General features: G+C 70.1%; 9 protein-coding genes and 1 pseudogene. 7 read left to right on the top strand and 3 right to left on the bottom strand.

What is annotated here, in order from left to right; genetic code table 11:
• Positions 1 to 16: 16 nt before the first annotated feature.
• A complete protein-coding gene (locus J7357_RS14260) occupies positions 17 to 2,533 on the top strand; it encodes an exo 1,3/1,4-beta-D-glucan glucohydrolase (protein ID WP_244667540.1) in 2,517 nt (838 codons plus the stop codon).
• A 14-nt stretch (positions 2,534 to 2,547) separates the two neighbouring features.
• Here the strand turns inward: J7357_RS14260 and J7357_RS14255 are convergent, their stop codons facing one another.
• A complete protein-coding gene (locus tag J7357_RS14255) occupies positions 2,548 to 3,606 on the bottom strand; it encodes a LacI family DNA-binding transcriptional regulator (RefSeq protein ID WP_209247430.1) in 1,059 nt (352 codons plus the stop codon).
• 111 nt (positions 3,607 to 3,717) lie between these two features.
• On the opposite strand from J7357_RS14255, the gene J7357_RS14250 reads away from it, so the two are divergent.
• From J7357_RS14250 to J7357_RS21385, 6 genes and pseudogenes are all read left to right on the top strand, one after another.
• A complete protein-coding gene (locus J7357_RS14250; RefSeq protein WP_209247428.1) occupies positions 3,718 to 5,862 on the top strand; it encodes an alpha-glucuronidase family glycosyl hydrolase in 2,145 nt (714 codons plus the stop codon).
• On the top strand, positions 5,859 to 7,838 hold the full coding sequence (locus tag J7357_RS14245) for a sialate O-acetylesterase (protein WP_209247426.1): 1,980 nt from the start codon (positions 5,859 to 5,861) through the stop codon (positions 7,836 to 7,838). Before J7357_RS14250 ends, J7357_RS14245 begins: the two co-directional genes overlap by 4 nt.
• The gene (locus tag J7357_RS14240) at positions 7,838 to 9,532 is read left to right on the top strand and encodes a glycoside hydrolase family 43 protein (RefSeq protein WP_209247424.1); all 1,695 of its coding nucleotides are present in this window, start codon (positions 7,838 to 7,840) and stop codon (positions 9,530 to 9,532) included. The genes J7357_RS14245 and J7357_RS14240 overlap by 1 nt, the downstream gene beginning before the upstream one ends.
• Complete coding sequence (locus J7357_RS14235) at positions 9,529 to 12,237, top strand: glycoside hydrolase family 3 protein (protein WP_244667535.1); 2,709 nt, start codon at positions 9,529 to 9,531, stop codon at positions 12,235 to 12,237. The genes J7357_RS14240 and J7357_RS14235 overlap by 4 nt, the downstream gene beginning before the upstream one ends.
• Positions 12,230 to 13,720: pseudogene (locus tag J7357_RS21390) on the top strand (MFS transporter); the annotation flags it as partial. The gene J7357_RS14235 and the pseudogene J7357_RS21390, both read left to right, overlap by 8 nt.
• Positions 13,721 to 14,719 (top strand): glycoside hydrolase family 43 protein, encoded by a 999-nt coding sequence (locus tag J7357_RS21385; protein WP_343237418.1) that lies wholly within the window; start codon positions 13,721 to 13,723, stop codon positions 14,717 to 14,719.
• 377 nt (positions 14,720 to 15,096) lie between these two features.
• Here the strand turns inward: J7357_RS21385 and J7357_RS14225 are convergent, their stop codons facing one another.
• Positions 15,097 to 16,200, bottom strand: a complete 1,104-nt coding sequence (locus J7357_RS14225; protein ID WP_209247420.1) for a dipeptide epimerase — start codon at positions 16,198 to 16,200, stop codon at positions 15,097 to 15,099.
• Positions 16,197 to 17,591 (bottom strand): SH3 domain-containing protein, encoded by a 1,395-nt coding sequence (locus J7357_RS14220; RefSeq protein WP_209247418.1) that lies wholly within the window; start codon positions 17,589 to 17,591, stop codon positions 16,197 to 16,199. Before J7357_RS14220 ends, J7357_RS14225 begins: the two co-directional genes overlap by 4 nt.
• Positions 17,592 to 17,637: the final 46 nt, after the last annotated feature.

Here is a 17,637-nt window from a genome sequence, read left to right as displayed (position 1 = left end):
CCGCCACAGCGGCGCGTTGTTGGCCGCGCTGCTGCTGGCGCTTGCCGTGTGCAAGGGCGACGTCCACGCCGCGGCGCCCGCCCGCGCGGAGGCCAGCCCCTGGCCCAGCGTGCGCTGGCCGCTGCCCGAGGATCCCGCGCTGGAACAGCGCCTCACCGACCTGATCGCCACCATGACGGTGGAGGAGAAGGTCGGCCAGCTGGTGCAGGGCGACATCGGCAGCCTCACCCCGGAGGACGTGCGCAGGTATCGGTTGGGGTCGATCCTGGCCGGCGGCAACTCCGATCCCGGCGGCCGCTACGATGCCGCGCCGGCCGAATGGCTGGCGCTGGCCGATGCCTTCTATGCCGCGTCGATGGATACCTCGCACGGCGGCAAGGCGATTCCGGTGCTGTTCGGCATCGATGCGGTGCACGGGCAGAGCAACATCGTCGGCGCCACGCTGTTCCCGCACAACATCGGCCTGGGCGCGACCCGCAACCCGGCGCTGCTGCACCGGATCGGCGAAATCACCGCGCTGGAAACGCGCGCCACCGGCATGGAGTGGACCTTCGCGCCGACCGTGGCGGTGCCGCAGGACGATCGCTGGGGGCGCACCTACGAGGGCTATTCCGAATCGCCCGAGGTGGTGGCCAGCTACGCCGGCGCGATGGTCGAAGGGCTGCAGGGCAAGGTGGGCACGCCGGACTTCCTCGATGGCCGCCATGTGATCGCCTCGGTCAAGCATTTCCTGGGCGATGGCGGCACCACCGACGGCCGGGACCAGGGCGACACCAAAATCGGCGAAGCCGAGCTGGTGCGCATTCATGCCGCTGGCTATCCGCCGGCCATCGCCGCCGGTGCGCAGACCGCGATGGCCTCGTTCAACAGCGTCAACGGCGAAAAGATGCACGGCCACAAGGCGTACCTGACCGATGCGCTGAAGGGACGCATGCACTTCGGCGGCTTCGTGGTCGGCGACTGGAACGGCCACGGACAGGTCAAGGGCTGCACGCCCACCGACTGCCCGGCCACCATCAACGCCGGCCTGGACATGGCCATGGCCTCGGACAGTTGGAAGGGCTTCTACACCACCACGCTGGCGGCGGCGAAGAACGGCACCATCTCGCAACAGCGCCTGGACGATGCTGTGCGCCGGATCCTGCGGGTCAAGATGCGGCTGGGCCTGTTCGAGGCGGGCAAGCCGTCGGCGCGCGCGGTCGGTGGGCAGTTCGCGCTGATCGGCGCACCGGCGCATCGCGCGGTGGCACGGCAGGCGGTGCGCGAGTCGCTGGTGCTGCTGAAGAACCAGGGCGGTCTGCTGCCGCTGTCGCCGAAGCAGCGCATCCTGGTGACCGGCGACGGCGCCAACGACGTCGGCAAGCAGGCCGGCGGCTGGACGCTGAACTGGCAGGGCACCGGCACCACCCGCAAGGACTTCCCGAATGCGGACACCATCTACGAAGGGTTCGCGCAGCAGGCCAAGGCCGCGGGCGGCGAGGCCGTGCTGGCGGTCGACGGCAAGTACACGACTAGGCCGGACGTGGCGGTGGTGGTGTTCGGCGAGAATCCCTACGCGGAGTTCCAGGGCGATCGGCCGACCCTGGCCTACAAGCCAGGAGACGACACCGACCTGGCGCTGATCAAGCGGCTCAAGGCCGATGGCATTCCCGTGGTCGCGGTGTTCCTCAGCGGGCGCCCGCTGTGGGTCAACCGCGAACTCAACGCGGCCGATGCCTTCGTGGCGGCGTGGCTGCCCGGATCGGAAGGCGCGGGTATCGCCGACGTGTTGCTGCGTACTGCGCAGGGCGGCGTGCAGCACGACTTCAAGGGCACGCTGAGCTTCAGTTGGCCGCGCACGGCCACGCAGTACGCCAACAACGTGGGGCAGAAGGGCTACGACCCGCTGTTCGCCTTCGGCTACGGCCTGCGCTATGCCGACAACGGCAACCTGGCCAGGTTGCCGGAAGTCTCCGGCCTCACCGGCAACGAAGGTGCGGCCGGTGTGTTCTTCGCCCGCGGCGCGGCCGGCCCGGGCATGGCCCTGCGCCTGGAAGGAAGCAACGGGCAGGGCGTGACCGTCACCCGCGTGCCGGAATCGCTCGACGGCGCGCTGTTGAACGTCACCGGCGTGGATCACCTGGCGCAGGAAGACGGGCGCCGCCTCGCCTGGTCGGGCGGACGCGAAGCAGTGGTCGCGCTGCAGTCGCATACGCCGCTGGACCTGCAGCGCGAGAGCAACGGCGACCTGATGCTGGTGACCACGCTGCGGGTGGACGCCGCACCGCGGGGCGAGGCGTGGCTGGCGGTCGGCTGCGGCAGCGGCTGCACTGCGCGGGTGGCGATCGGGCCGACGCTGACCGCCCTGCCGGTGGGCCAGTGGACGCGCGTGGGCGTGCCGCTCAAGTGCCTGGCGGCGGCCGGCGCGGATCTGGGCAAGCTGGATCGCCCCTGGGCATTGGCGACGGCGGGCACGATGACGCTGTCGGTGTCGCGGGTCGCGCTCGGCGCACTCAACGAAGCGGAGACCACCGTCGCATGCCCGAGCGCATGAGCCTGCGTCCTGCGCTAGCGCCCCTTGGGCGGACCGGCGACCGAACCGCGCAGCACCAGCCGGTGCGGCACCACGTGGTCGCTGGACACGCGCGCATCGTCGCGCTTGCGGCGGATGCTGCGCAGCAGGATGTCGATGGCGGCGTCGGCCATCGAGGCGATCGGTTGGTGGATGGTGGTCAGCTCCGGCCAGACGGTGGTGGCGGCCGAGGTGTCGTCGAAGCCCACCACCGACAGGTCGCGCGGCACTTCCAGGCCGCGCCGGTGCGCGACCGAGATCGCCGCCGCGCCCATGTCGTCGTTGCTGGCGAAGATCGCGGTCGGTGGCCGCCGCTGCGACAGCAGCTTCTCGGCGGCGGCCAGCCCCGAGCGGTAGGTGTAGTCCCCCTGCTGGACCAGGCCGGGTTCGATCTTCAGCCCGGCCTCCTGCAGGGCGGTGACGAAGCCCTCGTAGCGCCGCGCGCTGGCGCTGAGATCCTGGCGGCCGCGGATGAAGCCGATGCGCCGATGGCCCTGGCCGATCAGGTGCTCGGCCATCTCCTTGCCCGCGTGGAAGTCGTCGATGCGCACGCAGGAGATCGCGTCGCTGAGCCGCCCCGCGGCGATCGCGACCACCGGGATGCCGGCCTTGACCAGTTCGGTCACCGCCGCCTGCGACTCGCACAACGGCGGCGGCAGGATCACGCCGTCCACGCGCCCGCCCAGGGCACGCGCGGCCTTGCGCTCGGCGTCGGCGTCCAGGTCTTCCCAGTAGTGGATGACCAACTGGATGGCGGCGTTGGACGCCACGCGCAGCAAACCGACCAGCAGTTCGCGCAGGTAGGCGCCGCTGGGATTGGTGTAGATCAGGGCGATGCGCGTGTGCTGCGCGGCGGCCAGCGAACTGGCGGCCAGGTTGGGCGTATAGCCCAGCTCGCGCACCGCGCGCATCACGCGCTCGCGCGTGGCATCGCGCACCTTGCCCTGGTTGATGGCGCGCGAGACGGTCATCGGCGAGACGCCGGCCAGGGCCGCCACCTCGTCGATCGTCACCCCGCTGGTCTTGCGGCGGACCGCTTTCTTCGGCTTGTCCAAAACGCGTTCCCTTGGTTCTTCCTGACGCTGCCGCGTCGCGGGCACGCCCGCAGCTTACAAGGTTTGCAGGCGCTGCCTGGTGGGCATTCGCATGTCATTCGGTGTCACTGGATGGCGTGTGCTGCCATCGCGCTGATGGCCTGCGCGGGCGGCGTGCGTGCGGAGGACGGCGCCGCGCTGTGGCTGCGGTACCTGCCGTCGCAAGGCGCCGCGCGCACGATGGACGCGCGCATGCGCCTGGACGCCGTGGTGGCGCCGGAGCAGACGCCGACGCAGCGCGTGGCGCGCGACGAGCTGGTGCGTGGCCTTACCGGCCTGTCCGGACGCGCGCCGGCGATGCAGGCCGCGGCGACCGGCGACCACGCCGTGGTGCTGGGCACGCCGCAGTCGTCGCCAGCGCTTGCGCCGTTCCGCGAAGAGATCGCGGCGCTGGGCGAGGAGGGCTACCTGCTCAAGCGCGCCCGCATCGATGGGCACACGGTGCTGCTGGTGGCCGCACGCCGCGATATCGGCGTGCTGTACGGGGTGTTCCATCTGCTGCGCCTGCTGCAGACCGGTGCATCGCTCGACGCGCTCGCGGTGCGCGAGTCGCCACGGATCCGGCTGCGCGTGCTCGACCACTGGGACGACCTGGACGGCCATGTCGAGCGCGGCTATGCCGGCCGTTCGTTGTGGGACTGGCAGAGCCTGCCGGAGTGGCGCGACCCGCGTTACACCGACTACGCGCGCGCCAATGCCTCGGTCGGCATCAACGGGACGGTGTTGAACAACGTCAACGCCAATGCGCAGAGCCTGGCGCCGGCCTACCTCGCCAAGGCGGCGGCGCTGGCGGACGTGTTCCGGCCCTACGGCATCCGCGTGTACCTGAGTGCACGCTTCAGCGCGCCGATCGAACTGGGCGGGTTGAATACCGCCGATCCGCACGATCCGGCCGTGCAGCGCTGGTGGCGCGACAAGGCCGACGAGATCTATGCGCGCATTCCCGATTTCGGCGGCTTCCTGGTCAAGGCCAATTCCGAGGGACAGCCCGGCCCGCAGGACTACGGCCGCTCGCATGCCGACGGCGCCAACCTGCTGGCCGATGCGCTGGCGCCCCACGGCGGCGTGGTGATGTGGCGGGCCTTCGTCTACGCCCACGACGTGCCGGTGGATCGCGCGATGCAGGCGTACACCGAGTTCGTCGGCCTCGACGGCGCCTTCCGCCCGAACGTGATCGTGCAGGTCAAGAACGGGCCCATCGACTTCCAGCCGCGCGAACCCTTCCATCCACTGTTCGGCGCGATGCCGCGCACGCCGCTGATGCTGGAGGTGCAGATCACCAAGGAGTATCTGGGCTTCGCCACGCACCTGGTGTACCTGGGGCCGCTGTACGAGGAGGTGCTGCAGTCCGACACCTACGCCCGCGGCGCAGGGTCCACGGTGGCGGACGTGGTGGATGGCACATTGGAGGGCCATGCCCTGACCGGCATCGCCGGCGTCGCCAACATCGGCAACGACCGCAACTGGAGCGGATCGCACTTCGACCAGGCCAACTGGTATGCCTTCGGTCGCCTGGCCTGGAATCCGCACCAATCCGCCCGCACCATCGCCGAGGACTGGGCGGCGATGACGTTCTCGCCGGCGCCCGAGGTGGTGCAGCCCATCGTGGGGATGATGATGGGCTCGCGCGAGGCGGCGGTGAACTACATGACCCCGCTGGGCCTGCACCACCTGATGGCGCGCGGCCACCACTACGGTCCCGGCCCCTGGGTGGACGGCGGCCCGCGCGCGGACTGGACGGCGGTGTACTACCACCGCGCCGATCGCGATGGCATCGGTTTCGATCGCACTGCGCATGGCAGCAATGCGGTGAGCCAGTACGCGCCGGACGTGGCGGCCGTGTATGGCGACCCGGCGCGGGTGCCCGAGTCGCTGCTGCTGTGGTTCCACCACGTCCCGTGGGACCACCGCATGGCCTCCGGACGGCCGTTGTGGGACGAACTGGTCGGCCGCTATACGCAAGGCGTGCGTCAGGTGCAGGCCATGCAGGCCACCTGGGATGGGCTGCGCGGCAAGGTGGACGCCGAGCGGCATGCGCAGGTGGCGGCGTTCCTGCGCATCCAGCTGCGCGAAGCGCAGTGGTGGCGCGATGCCAGCGTGGCGTACTTCCAGTCGGTCAGCGGGCGGCCGTTGCCCGCGGGCGAAATCGCGCCGCCGCATCCGCTGGCCTGGTACCAGGCCCTGCAGTTTCCTTCCGCACCGGGAGATGGACGATGAAGCCGACCACGTGGACGGGCTGGTTGCTGGCGGCGGCCTTGGGGTGCAGCGCCACGCCCGGCATGGCGCAGGACGCGGCGCCGCTGCTGTTGCATGCGCTGTTCCAGGATCACGCCGTGCTGCAACGCGACCGGCCGATGCCGGTGTGGGGGAACGCCGCGCCGGGTGCCACGGTGTCGGTGACCTTCGCCCGGCAGACCGTCAGCGCACGTGCCGATACCGGTGGTCGCTGGCGTGCCATGCTCAAGCCGGTCGCCGCGGGCGGTCCTTACGAGATGACCGTGCGCGCGGGACAGGCGCGCCAGGTCGTGCGCGATGTGTTGGTGGGCGATGTGTGGCTGTGTTCCGGTCAGTCGAACATGGAGCTGCCGGTATGGCGCGCGCTGGATGCGAGCCGCGAACTGGCCGCGGCCGCCGAGCCGAGCATCCGCCTGTTCACCGTGCCCAAGGCCGCGGCGGTCGCGCCGCAGGATGTGTTCGCGGCTGCGGTCGCATGGCGACCCGCGGCGCCGGACACGGTGCGGGATTTTTCCGCCGCGTGCTTCTACTTCGCACGCGAGCTGCAGAAGACGGTCAAGGTACCGATGGGGCTGATCCAGTCGGCCTGGGGCGGTGCGCGGATCGAGGCCTGGACCAGCGCCGACGCCCTGCGTGCGCAGGGTGGCATGGACGAGGCGCTGGACGTGCTGGCGCTGTCTGCCACCGACCCCATCGCGGCGAGCGCGCGCTGGGGCCGGCACTGGCAGCAGTGGTGGACCACACGCGCCGGTGCCAGGTCGGGCGATACGCCATGGCAACCCGGTGTTGACAGCACGGGGTGGCAGGACGCGCCAGAGGCGCTCGGCGCATGGGAGCGCTGGGGCGTACCGGCGCTGGCCGACTACAACGGCATGGTCTGGTATCGCACGCAGGTCACCCTGAGCGCCGCGCAGGCGGCGCAGGGCGCACGGCTGGTACTGGGGCCGGTCGACGAAACCGACGTGACCTGGGTGAACGGCGTGGCCGTGGGCAGCCAGAACGCGCCGAGCGATCCACGCCGGTATGCGCTTGCGCCCGGCCTGTTGAAGGCGGGCACCAACACGGTGGTCGTCAACGTGCTGGATACCTACGGCGAAGGCGGACTGGCGGGCTCCGCCAGTGCGCATGCCGTGGAATTGGCCGATGGCACGCGCATCGTCCTGGATCGGCATTGGCAGTATCGGGTCGCTCCCGATCCGCAGTCACCGCCGCTGGCGCCGTGGCATGCCGCCTCCGGTATGTCGACGCTGTACAACGGCATGATCGCGCCGCTGGGACGTTACGGGCTGCGCGGCATGCTGTGGTACCAGGGCGAATCCAACACCGGCGAGGGCGCGGCTTATGCGACGCGGCTGCGCGGCTTGCGCGACGACTGGCGCCGGCAGTTCGGTGCAAAGATGCCGCTGCTGGTGGTGCAGCTCGCCGGCTATGGCCTGCCGCCGCAGGCCCCGGTGGAGAGCGGCTGGGCGCAGGTGCGCGAGGCGCAGCGCCGCGTGGCCGCGGAAGACCCGTACAGCGGCCTCGCGGTGGCCATCGACATCGGCGATGCCTACGACATCCATCCGCCGAACAAGCAGGAACTGGGACGACGCCTGGCACAGGTGGCGCGTCACGTGGTCTATGGCGAACGCGCACTGGCACCATCCGGTCCGACGCCACGCACGGCGTCGCGCGCGCAGGGCGCAGTGCGGATCGCGTTCGACGATGTCGCCGGCCGCCTGGTCACGACCGGCGCCAACGGCCCCATCGGCTTCGAACTCTGCGACGCGCAGGCGCAGCGCTGTACCTATGCCGATGCCGCGCTGGACGGGCGCGACGTGGTGCTGCGCAGCCCGCAGGCCGCCTCCGCCATGCGCGTGCGCTACTGCTGGGCTGATGGCCCGGTCTGCACGTTGCGCGACAGTGCCGGCGCGCCGGCGGGGCCGTTCGAACTGCCACTTTCTGCAGAGGTTCCCTGATGCGTGCGCTGATCGCCACGGCCCTCCTGCTGCTGTCCGCGGCGTTGCAGCCGCTGTGGGCCGCGCCCGCACCGCCGGTCTACTTCGACTGGTTCGACTACGCCGGGCGCGACGCAGCCTTCGATGCGCCGTTGTCGGCCGGGCATTACCGCAACCCGATCCTGGCCGGTTTCCACGCCGACCCGAGCATTGTTCGCGCGAACGGGCGGTTCTATCTGGTCAATTCCAGCTTCACCTACTTCCCGGGCATTCCGGTGTTCGAGAGCGTCGACCTGGTGCACTGGAAACAGATCGGCAACGTGATCGAGCGGCCGACGCAACTGGATTTCGATGGCCTGAGCGTGTCGCGCGGCATCTTCGCGCCAGCCATTTCCTATCACGGCGGGGTGTTCTACGTGGTCACCACCGCCGTGGACAGCGGCGGCAACTTCATCGCCACCGCGCGCGATCCCGCCGGCCCCTGGTCGGACCCGCACTGGCTGCCGGGCATCGGCGGCATCGATCCGTCGCTGTTCTTCGATGCCGACGGCCGTGTCTACCTGCTCAACAACGACGCGCCGCCCGGCCCGGCGCGCTACGAAGGCCACCGTGCGATCTGGATGCAGCAGCTCGACCTGGCGACCTTCACCCCGGTCGGGCCGCGCAAGGTACTGATCGACGGCGGCGTGGAGCCGGCAAAGAATCCGATCTGGATCGAAGGGCCGCACCTGTATCGACGCGACGGCTGGTACTACCTGTCCGACGCCGAGGGCGGAACCGGGCCGCAGCACTCGCAGGTGGTGCTGCGCAGCCGCGAGGTCTGGGGGCCTTACCAGCCGTATGCGGGCAATCCCATCCTCACCCAGCGCGACCTGCCCGACGCTCGGCCGCTGCCGATCGCCAATGCCGGGCATGCGGACCTGGTGGAAGGGCCCGACGGTTCCTGGTGGGCGGTGTTCCTGGCCAGCCGCACCTACGACGTGCGCCACTACAACACCGGCCGCGAGACCTACCTGCTGCCGGTGCAGTGGCGCGACGGCTGGCCGGTGATCCTGCCGGCCGGGCAAGCCATCCCGTATGCGGTCAAGGCCCCGTCGTGGATGCAGGGCGAGGCGTCGCAGGCGCCGTTCACCGGCAACTTCGCCGAGCGCGACGACTTCGACGCACCGACACTTGGTCGCGGCTGGTTGCGCGTGCGCATGCCAAGGCAGGACTGGGTGGACCTGCGCACGCGTCCGGGCAGCCTGGCCGTGCATCCGCTGCCGGAGAACCTGGACACCTTGCGCAACCCCGCGTTCCTGGGGCGCCGCCAGCAGCACCTGCGCTTCGAGGCCAGCACCGCAATGACGCGCCCCGAAGCGGGCGTGGCGGCAGGGCTGGCGGCGTTCCAGAACGAGGACTGGTGGTACTTCCTCGGCGTGCGCAGTCTCGGCCGCGATCGCGTGGTGGTGTTTCTCGAAGCGCGCGCGGGCAAGGGCGCGACCAGGACCGTTGCCAGCCGCGAAGTGGACGCGTCCACGTCGCTGCGTCTGAAGATCGCCGGCGACGCCGGCACGTATGCGTTCGCGTTCGACGCCGGCACGGGGCAGGGTTGGCAGACCCTCGCCGACGACGTCGACGGAACCGTGTTGAGTACGGATCGTGCAGGCGGCTTCGTGGGCGCCCTGCTCGGTCCCTTTGCGCGCGACGAGCGCGCCCCCAGGAGCAAACGATGATGACGCGCAGGTCTTCCTTTCGCAGCGGTGTTCGCGGCCGCCTGTTCCGCACGTTGGCCCTGTGCGCCGCCACCGCGCTGGCCAGCGTGGGCCATGCCGCCGACGCCGTCGACGCCAAGCCGTGGCAGGACACCTCTGCCAGCTTCGAAGCCCGTGCGGCGGCGCTGGTCGCGCAGATGACCCTGGAGGAGAAAGCGGCGCAGATGCAGAACGCCGCGCCGGCGATCGAGCGCCTGGGTGTGCCGGCCTACGACTGGTGGAACGAGGCGCTGCATGGCGTGGCGCGGGCCGGGCAGGCCACCGTGTTTCCGCAGGCCATCGGGCTGGCCGCCACCTTCGACGTGCCGTTGATGGGGCAGGTGGCCACCACCATCAGCGACGAGGCGCGCGCCAAGCATCACCAGTTCCTGCGCGAGGGCGCGCATGGCCGCTACCAGGGACTGACCTTCTGGTCGCCGAACATCAACATCTTCCGCGACCCGCGCTGGGGCCGCGGCCAGGAAACCTACGGCGAGGATCCCTACCTCACCGCGCGCATGGGCGTGGCCTTCGTGCAGGGGCTGCAGGGCGACGACCCGGTGTACCGCAAGCTCGACGCCACCGCCAAGCATTTCGCCGTGCACAGCGGCCCGGAGGCCGACCGCCACCACTTCGACGCGCGCCCGAGCAAGCGCGACCTCTACGACACCTACCTGCCGGCGTTCGAGGCGCTGGTGAAGGAGGGCAAGGTGGACGCGGTGATGGGCGCCTACAACCGGGTGTACGGCGAGTCCGCCAGCGCCAGCCAGTTCCTGTTGCGCGACGTGCTGCGCCGCGACTGGGGCTTCACCGGCTACGTGGTGTCGGACTGCTGGGCCATCGTCGATATTTGGAAGCATCACCATCTGGCGCCCAGCCGCGAGGCCGCCGCGGCGCTGGCAGTCAGGAACGGCACCGAACTGGAGTGCGGCCAGGAGTACGCCACGCTGCCGGCGGCGGTACGCCAGGGGCTGATCGGCGAAACGGAGATCGACGATGCGGTGACGCGCCTGTTCGCCGCGCGCATGCGACTGGGCATGTTCGACCCGCCCGAGCGCGTGCGCTGGGCGCGGATTCCGGCGTCGGTGAACCAGGCGCCCGCGCACGATGCGCTGGCGCTGCAGGCCGCGCAGGAATCGCTGGTGCTGCTGAAGAACGATGGCGTGCTGCCGCTCTCGCGCACGCTCAAGCGCATCGCCGTGGTCGGCCCGACCGCCGACGACACCATGGCCTTGCTCGGCAACTACTTCGGCACACCGGCGGCGCCGGTGACGATCCTGCAGGGCATCCGCGACGCGGCCAAGGGCATCGAGGTGCGCTATGCGCGCGGCGTGGATCTGGTCGAAGGGCGCGACGATCCGAGCGCCACGCCGCTGATCGAGCCGACATATCTGCGGCCCTCGGCGGACTCGCCGGAACGCGGCCTGCGCGGCGAATACTTCCGCACGCCCGATCTGTCGGGGACGCCGGCGCTGGTTCGCACCGACGCGCAGATCGGCTTCCGCTGGGACCGCGGTTCGCCGACCGACAACCTGCTGGCCCGCGGCGAAGCGGGGCCGGGGCAGGGCATTCCCAACGATCATTTCAGCATCCGCTGGAGCGGTCAGTTGCTGCCGCCTGTCTCGGGCCGCTATCGGATCGAGGCGGCGGCCGATGACGGCTTCCGTCTTTACCTGGACGGGAAGCTCGTGCTGGATCACTGGACCGACAGCGAGCGCATGCGCGCCGACGGCGTGGACCTGGAGCTGCAGGCGGGCCGCGCCTATGCGGTGACGCTGGAGTACTACGACGCCGAGCGCGACGCGGGCGTGCGCCTGGGCTGGCGCATGCCCGGGGCGAAGCCACCGTTCGACGAGGCGCTGGATGCCGCGCGCAGCGCCGATGTGGTGGTGTTCGTCGGCGGGCTGACCGGCGACGTCGAGGGCGAAGAGATGAAGGTGGACTATCCGGGCTTCGCCGGCGGCGACCGCACCGACCTGCGCCTGCCCGCGCCGCAACGCGCCTTGCTGGAGGCACTGCACGCCACCGGCAAGCCGGTGGTGATGGTGCTGACCGGCGGCTCGGCGCTGGCGGTGGACTGGGCGCAGGCGCATCTGCCGGCGATCCTGATGAGCTGGTATCCCGGGCAGCGCGGCGGCACCGCGGTGGGCCAGGCGCTGTTCGGCGAGGTCAACCCCTCGGGGCGCCTGCCGGTGACGTTCTACCGGGCGGACCAGGCGCTGCCCGCCTTCGACGACTACGCGATGGAAGGCCGCACCTACCGCTACTTCCGCGGCACCCCGCTGTATCCGTTCGGTCACGGGCTGTCGTATACGCGCTTCGACTACGGCAGGCTGCACCTGGATGCGCCGCGCATCGCCGACGACGGACGCCTCAAGGTGCAGGTGGAGGTGGCCAACACCGGCAAGCGCGCCGGCGACGAAGTGGCGCAGCTATACGTACGGCGGCTGGCGGCCGCGCCCGGCGACGCGCAGCAAACGCTGCGCGGCTTCCAGCGCGTTCGCCTGGCCCCTGGCGAGCGACGGACCCTGACGTTCGAACTGGACGCGCACCAGGCGCTGCGTCAGTACGACGAGGGACGCGGCGCGTATGTCGTGCCGGCAGGAAGCTACGAAGTGCGCATCGGCGGCTCCAGTGCCGATGCCCGCGTGCGTGCCGGCTTCACCGTGGAGGCGCGCCGTGACTGAGCCCCGCAGTGCGGAGACCGCCGCGCACACGCTGTCGGTGCGCGAGAAGCTGGGCTACAGCCTGGGCGACCTGGCGGCGAACCTGATCTTCCAGACGCTGATCACCTACCTGGCCTTCTTCTACACCGATGTGTACCGGTTGCCGGCCGCCACGGCGGCGACGGTCATCTTCGTGATCGGCCTGCTCGGCGCGTTCGTGTTCACCCCGCTGATCGGCATCGCCGCCGACCGCACGGCCACGCGCTGGGGCAAGTTCCGGCCGTGGATCCTGTGGACGGCGATCCCGTTCGGCGTGCTGTCGCTGCTGGCCTTCAGCACGCCGGACCTGGGCGCGCGCGGCAAGGTGCTGTACGCCCTGACCACCTATGGCCTGCTGATGCTGGTGTATGCGGCCAACAACCTGCCGTATTCGGCGCTCAGCGGCGTGCTCACCGGCAACATGACCCAGCGCAACAGCCTGTCGGCCTACCGCTTCGTGGCGGTGATGATCGCGCAGTTCATCATCCAGGTGCTGCTGTTGCCGCTGGTGCTGATCCTGGGCGACGGCGACAACGTGCGCGGCTTCGAACGCCTGATGACGGTGTTCGCGGTGGTGGGCACGCTGTTCTTCCTGATCACCTTCGCCACCACCCGCGAGCGCATCGTGCCGGCCAAGGAACAGAGCGCCGGCGTGCTGCAGGACCTGTCCGACCTGCTGCACAACCGGCCGTGGAAGGTGATGCTGGCGCTGACGGTGCTGGTCTTCGTCAACCTGGCGCTGAAGGGCGGCACCTACATCTACTACTTCCAGTATTACCTCAGTGAGGCTGCGCTGGCGGGCTTTCTCGACGCTTCCGGCTTCAATGGCTTCATCAGCGGGGTGAACGCGCTGCTCGGCGGATGGGGCCTGTCCGGCTTCACCTGGCCGCAGGATCCGGCGACCTCGGCATTCAGCCTGTTCAATGCCTGCGGCATCCTGTGCATGATCCTGGGCATCGGCTTCTCCCGGCGCCTGGCCGACCGCTTCGGCAAGCGCGATGCCTTCGGTGGCGCGCTGCTGATCTCCACCCTGTTCCTGCTGGCGTTCTACGTCCTGCCACCCACCGCGATCGGCGTAGCCTTCGCCGCCTTCATGCTGCACGGCTTCTGCTACGGCATCACCATCCCCTTGCTGTGGGCGATGATCGCCGACGTCGCCGACTACTCCGAATGGAAGAACCATCGCCGCGCTACCGCGATCATCTTCTCGGCGATGCTGTGCGGGCTGAAGATCGGGCTCAGCATCGGCGGCGCGCTGGTCGCCGGCATCCTGGCGCACCACGGCTACCAGGCGGGCGCGCCGCAGCAGCCGCAGGCCGTGGTGGACGGCATCCGCCTGACCGTGAGCGTCTACAGCGCCCTCCCGTTCCTGGTCGCGGTGGCGCTCTTGTTCTTCTACAGGATCGACAAACGCATGGAACGTCGCATCGAACACGAGCTGCAGGCACGTCGGCAGGACAGCGACGTGCGCGACCTCAGCGACCTCGCGGCGCATGCCATCGCGCAACCACTGGTCACCCACATCTACACGGCCGATCCATCGGCGCACGTGTTCGAGGGGCGCCTGTACATCTATCCGTCGCACGACATCGACAGCGGCGCGCCGTTCGACGACGAGGGCGGCCACTTCGGCATGGAGGACTACCACGTGCTGCGCATGGATGCGCCCGACGGCGCGGCCACCGATTGCGGCGTGGCCCTGCATTTGCGCGATGTGCCCTGGGCCAGCCGGCAGATGTGGGCGCCGGACGCGGCCCATCGCGACGGCCGCTATTACCTGTATTTCCCGGCCAAGGACGCGCAGGATCTGTTCCGCATCGGCGTGGCGGTGGCCGACCGCCCGGAAGGTCCGTTCGCCGCGGAGCCCGAGCCGATCGCCGGCACCTACTCGATCGACCCGGCCGTGTTCGAGGACGACGACGGCGCGCACTACCTGTGCTTCGGCGGTATCTGGGGCGGGCAGTTGCAGAAGTACCGAGACGGCCGCTTCGATGCGGCGCATGCCGAGCCTGTCGGCGACGAACCGGCGCTGGGGCCGCGGATCGCCAGGCTGGACCCCGGCATGACGCAGTTGGCGGAGCCCACACGCGAAATCGTGATCCTCGACGAGCAAGGGCAACCGCTGCGTGCCGACGATCATGCGCGCCGCTTCTTCGAGGGGCCGTGGCTGCACAAGGACCAGGGCCGCTACTACCTGTCCTACTCCACAGGCAACACGCACCTGCTGTGCTACGCCATCGGCGACAACCCGTATGGACCGTTCACCTATCGCGGCGTGCTGCTCAAGCCGGTGGTGGGCTGGACCACGCACCACTCCATCTGCAGGTTCGAAGGCCGGTGGTACCTGTTCTATCACGATGCCCTGTTGTCCGGCGGCGTGACCCACCTGCGCTCGGTCAAGTGCACGCCGCTGCACATCGAGCCGGATGGCAGCATTCGCACTGTCGATCCCTATGGTGGCTGAAAAGCCGTCGCCCAGTGACCCCCCTGTGGGAGTCGGCTGCCATGCAGCCGCGGCGCGCGAAGTGCTCGCTTTCCGATGGCGCAATGCGTCGGGACTGAAGTCCCTCCCACAGTGCACCCGGCAGGCTCGCCGTAAGTCTCTGTGGGAGCAACTTCGGTCGCGACGAGTGAAGCCATCCAATGACCGATTGCGACAGCAGTCGGGAATGAAGTCACTCTCACCGTGCACCTGGCAGGCTCGCCGTAGGCCTGTGTGGGAGCGACTTCAGTCGCGACGAGTGAAGCCATCCAATCACCGATTGCGACAGCAGTCGGGACTGAAGGTCCTCCCGCAATTGCGATAGCCAGCTAGCCACAAACCAACCAGGCGCAGCGCCGCTACACCGACCGCGGCAACAGCTCCAACCCCTGGATCTCGCGAATCCCCAGTCCCGGCGCATCGCCAATCCGGATCTGCGCCTCGTCGAACTGCACCCCGCCCACCACCGGGTCGAACGCCCCCAGCGACGGGCCGTCCAGGTCCACCTTGGTGATGACGTCCGCGCGCGCCACCGCCAGGTGCGCCGCCGCGGCCACACCGATGCTCGATTCGAGCATGCAGCCGATCATGCACGGCACCCCGTACACCGCGGCGATATCGGCGATGCGCAGCGCATTGGACAGGCCGCCGGCCTTGATCAGCTTGATGTTGACGATGTCCGCCGCGCGCCGCTGCAGCAGCGTGATCGCCTGCGCCGGCGAGAACACGCTCTCGTCGGCCATCACCGGGGTCTGCACGCGCTCGGTCACGTACTGCAGGCCGTCCACGTCGCCGGCCTTGACCGGCTGCTCCAGCAGTTCCAGCGTCACCCCGGCGCGCTCCAGCGCGTGCATCGCCTGCACCGCCTGCTTCGGCGTCCAGCCCTGGTTGGCGTCCAGCCGCAGCTGCGCGCGACCGCTGACCGCGGCATGGATCGCCTTGACCCGTGCGATGTCCTCGGCCAGATCGGTGCCGATCTTGATCTTCAGCGCCACGAAGCCGCGCGCCAGCGCCGACAGCGCGTCGGCCACCATCGTGTCCACGGCATTCACGCTGATGGTGAGGTCGGTGGTCAGGTGCGGGGTGCCGCCACCGAGCAGCCGATACAGCGGCGCATCATGCAGCTGCGCCCACAGGTCGTGCACGGCGACCTCCAGCGCCGCCTTGGCGCTGCTGTTGTGTTCCAGCGCACCATGGATCAGGCCGCGCAGGCGCTGCAGGTCGGCGATGTCCTCGCCGATCAGGCGCGGTGCCAGGCAGCGCTCGATCGCCGCGATGATCGATCCATGAGTATCGCCGGTGATCGGCGGGGTGGCCGGTGCGCTGCCATGGCCGATCCGGCCATCGTCGGTGTGGACCATGACCACCACGTCCTCGATCGCCTGCACGGTGCGCAGCGCGGTCTTGAACGGGGTCTTCAATGGCACGCGCAGCATGCCCAGGCGGATCTCGGTGATCTTCATTCGGCGGTCGGCGCGCGCAGGCGCTGGATGCGGGTGATGCGGTCGATGAACGGCGTGCCGTCGCCGAGCAGCAGCGGTTCCAGCGGCGTCACCGACACGCCGTTGAGGCGCACGCGCTGCAACCGGCCGGCGGCGTCGCGGTAGCTGGCGCCGGCCACGTCGTGGATCACCCAGGTCTGGCCATCCTCGTGACCGATCACCAGCATCACGTGGCCGGGGATGTAGACCAGGTCGCCGACGCGCAGTTGCGCCAATGCCTGCCGCCGCTGCGGCAGCGGGTCGGTGGCGGTGTAGGGCACCGCCGTCAGTGCGGGGCTGCGCGCCTGGTCGCCGGTATTGCGCGGCAGCTCGATGCCGAGGCTGCGGTGCAGGTCGACGACGAAGCCGCTGCAGTCGCGCGCGTCGTAACTGTTGCCCCAGCCATAGCGCTCGCCGAGGAACTTGAACGCCTGCTGCAGCAGCATCTGTGGCGTGGCCGGCAGCGGCGCCTGGGCGACGTCGGCGCTGCGCGGCACCAGCGCGGGCACCAGGTGCAGCCGCCCGTCGCGGTCGCGCAGCGGCAACTGCACCACGTAGGCGGCCAGCGGCGACTGGCCGTTGACACTGTTCTGTGGCGGCCATTCGCGCAGCAGCGGCAGCGCGCTGCCCATGTCCAGCGCCACCTGCGAGGCCGCCGGCAGTTCCGGGGTGAACACGGTGGCCGCGCGTGCGCCGGTGACCAGCAGCCGTGGCGTGCGCTGCGCGTAGGCGAGCACGCTGGCGCGTTCGCCCTCGGCCACGCGGTCGCGGGCGATCCACGCGGCGTAGTTGTTCGCCAGCACGAACAGCCACTGGCCATCGGCACTGGCGTGCAGGATCGCCACTGCGCTGCCCGGAGACAGCGCCGATTCCTGGAAGCGGTCGATGTCGCGATCGTTGCGGTCGCTGAACACGCGCTCGGCGGTGGGGAAGCGCCGCAGGTCGGCGCGTTGCACCACCAGCGCGTAACGCGGCTGCACCTGCGCCTGCAGCGCCTCCAGCGCTAACGCGTGCTGCAGCGCCTGCAAGCGCGCGGCGTCGAGCACGGCGCCCTGGGTGTCGTAGAGCGCGCGCGTCGGCGGCGCCGACAGCGCCACGATCTGCGCGCGCACCTGCGCGGCGGGCAGTTGCGTCGGCAGCGCGGCCAGGTCGTGCATCGACGCATCGTCGCGCAGCAGCCGGGCGTTGAACGCGGCGCGCTGCGTCGCCTGTAGCAGTGGCGGCGACGCCGCCGGCAGCCGTGCGATCCAGTGTTCGGCCTGCAACTGCGCCGGCTGTGCCTGCAGCGGCATGGCGTCGGTGGCGCGTGCTGGTGCCGTGCCGCCGCTCGCCGCCACGGCGAGCAACAGGCACAGGCCGCGCATCGTGATCATGGCATCCCGCTGTCTGGAAAGAAGGCCGGCGCAGGCGGCGCGCCGA

Source organism: Xanthomonas sp. D-109 (assembly GCF_017746095.1).
Lineage (GTDB): Bacteria > Pseudomonadota > Gammaproteobacteria > Xanthomonadales > Xanthomonadaceae > Xanthomonas_A > Xanthomonas_A sacchari.
Note: the sequence above shows the minus strand (reverse complement) of the source record. Positions and strands in the feature narration are given on the sequence as shown.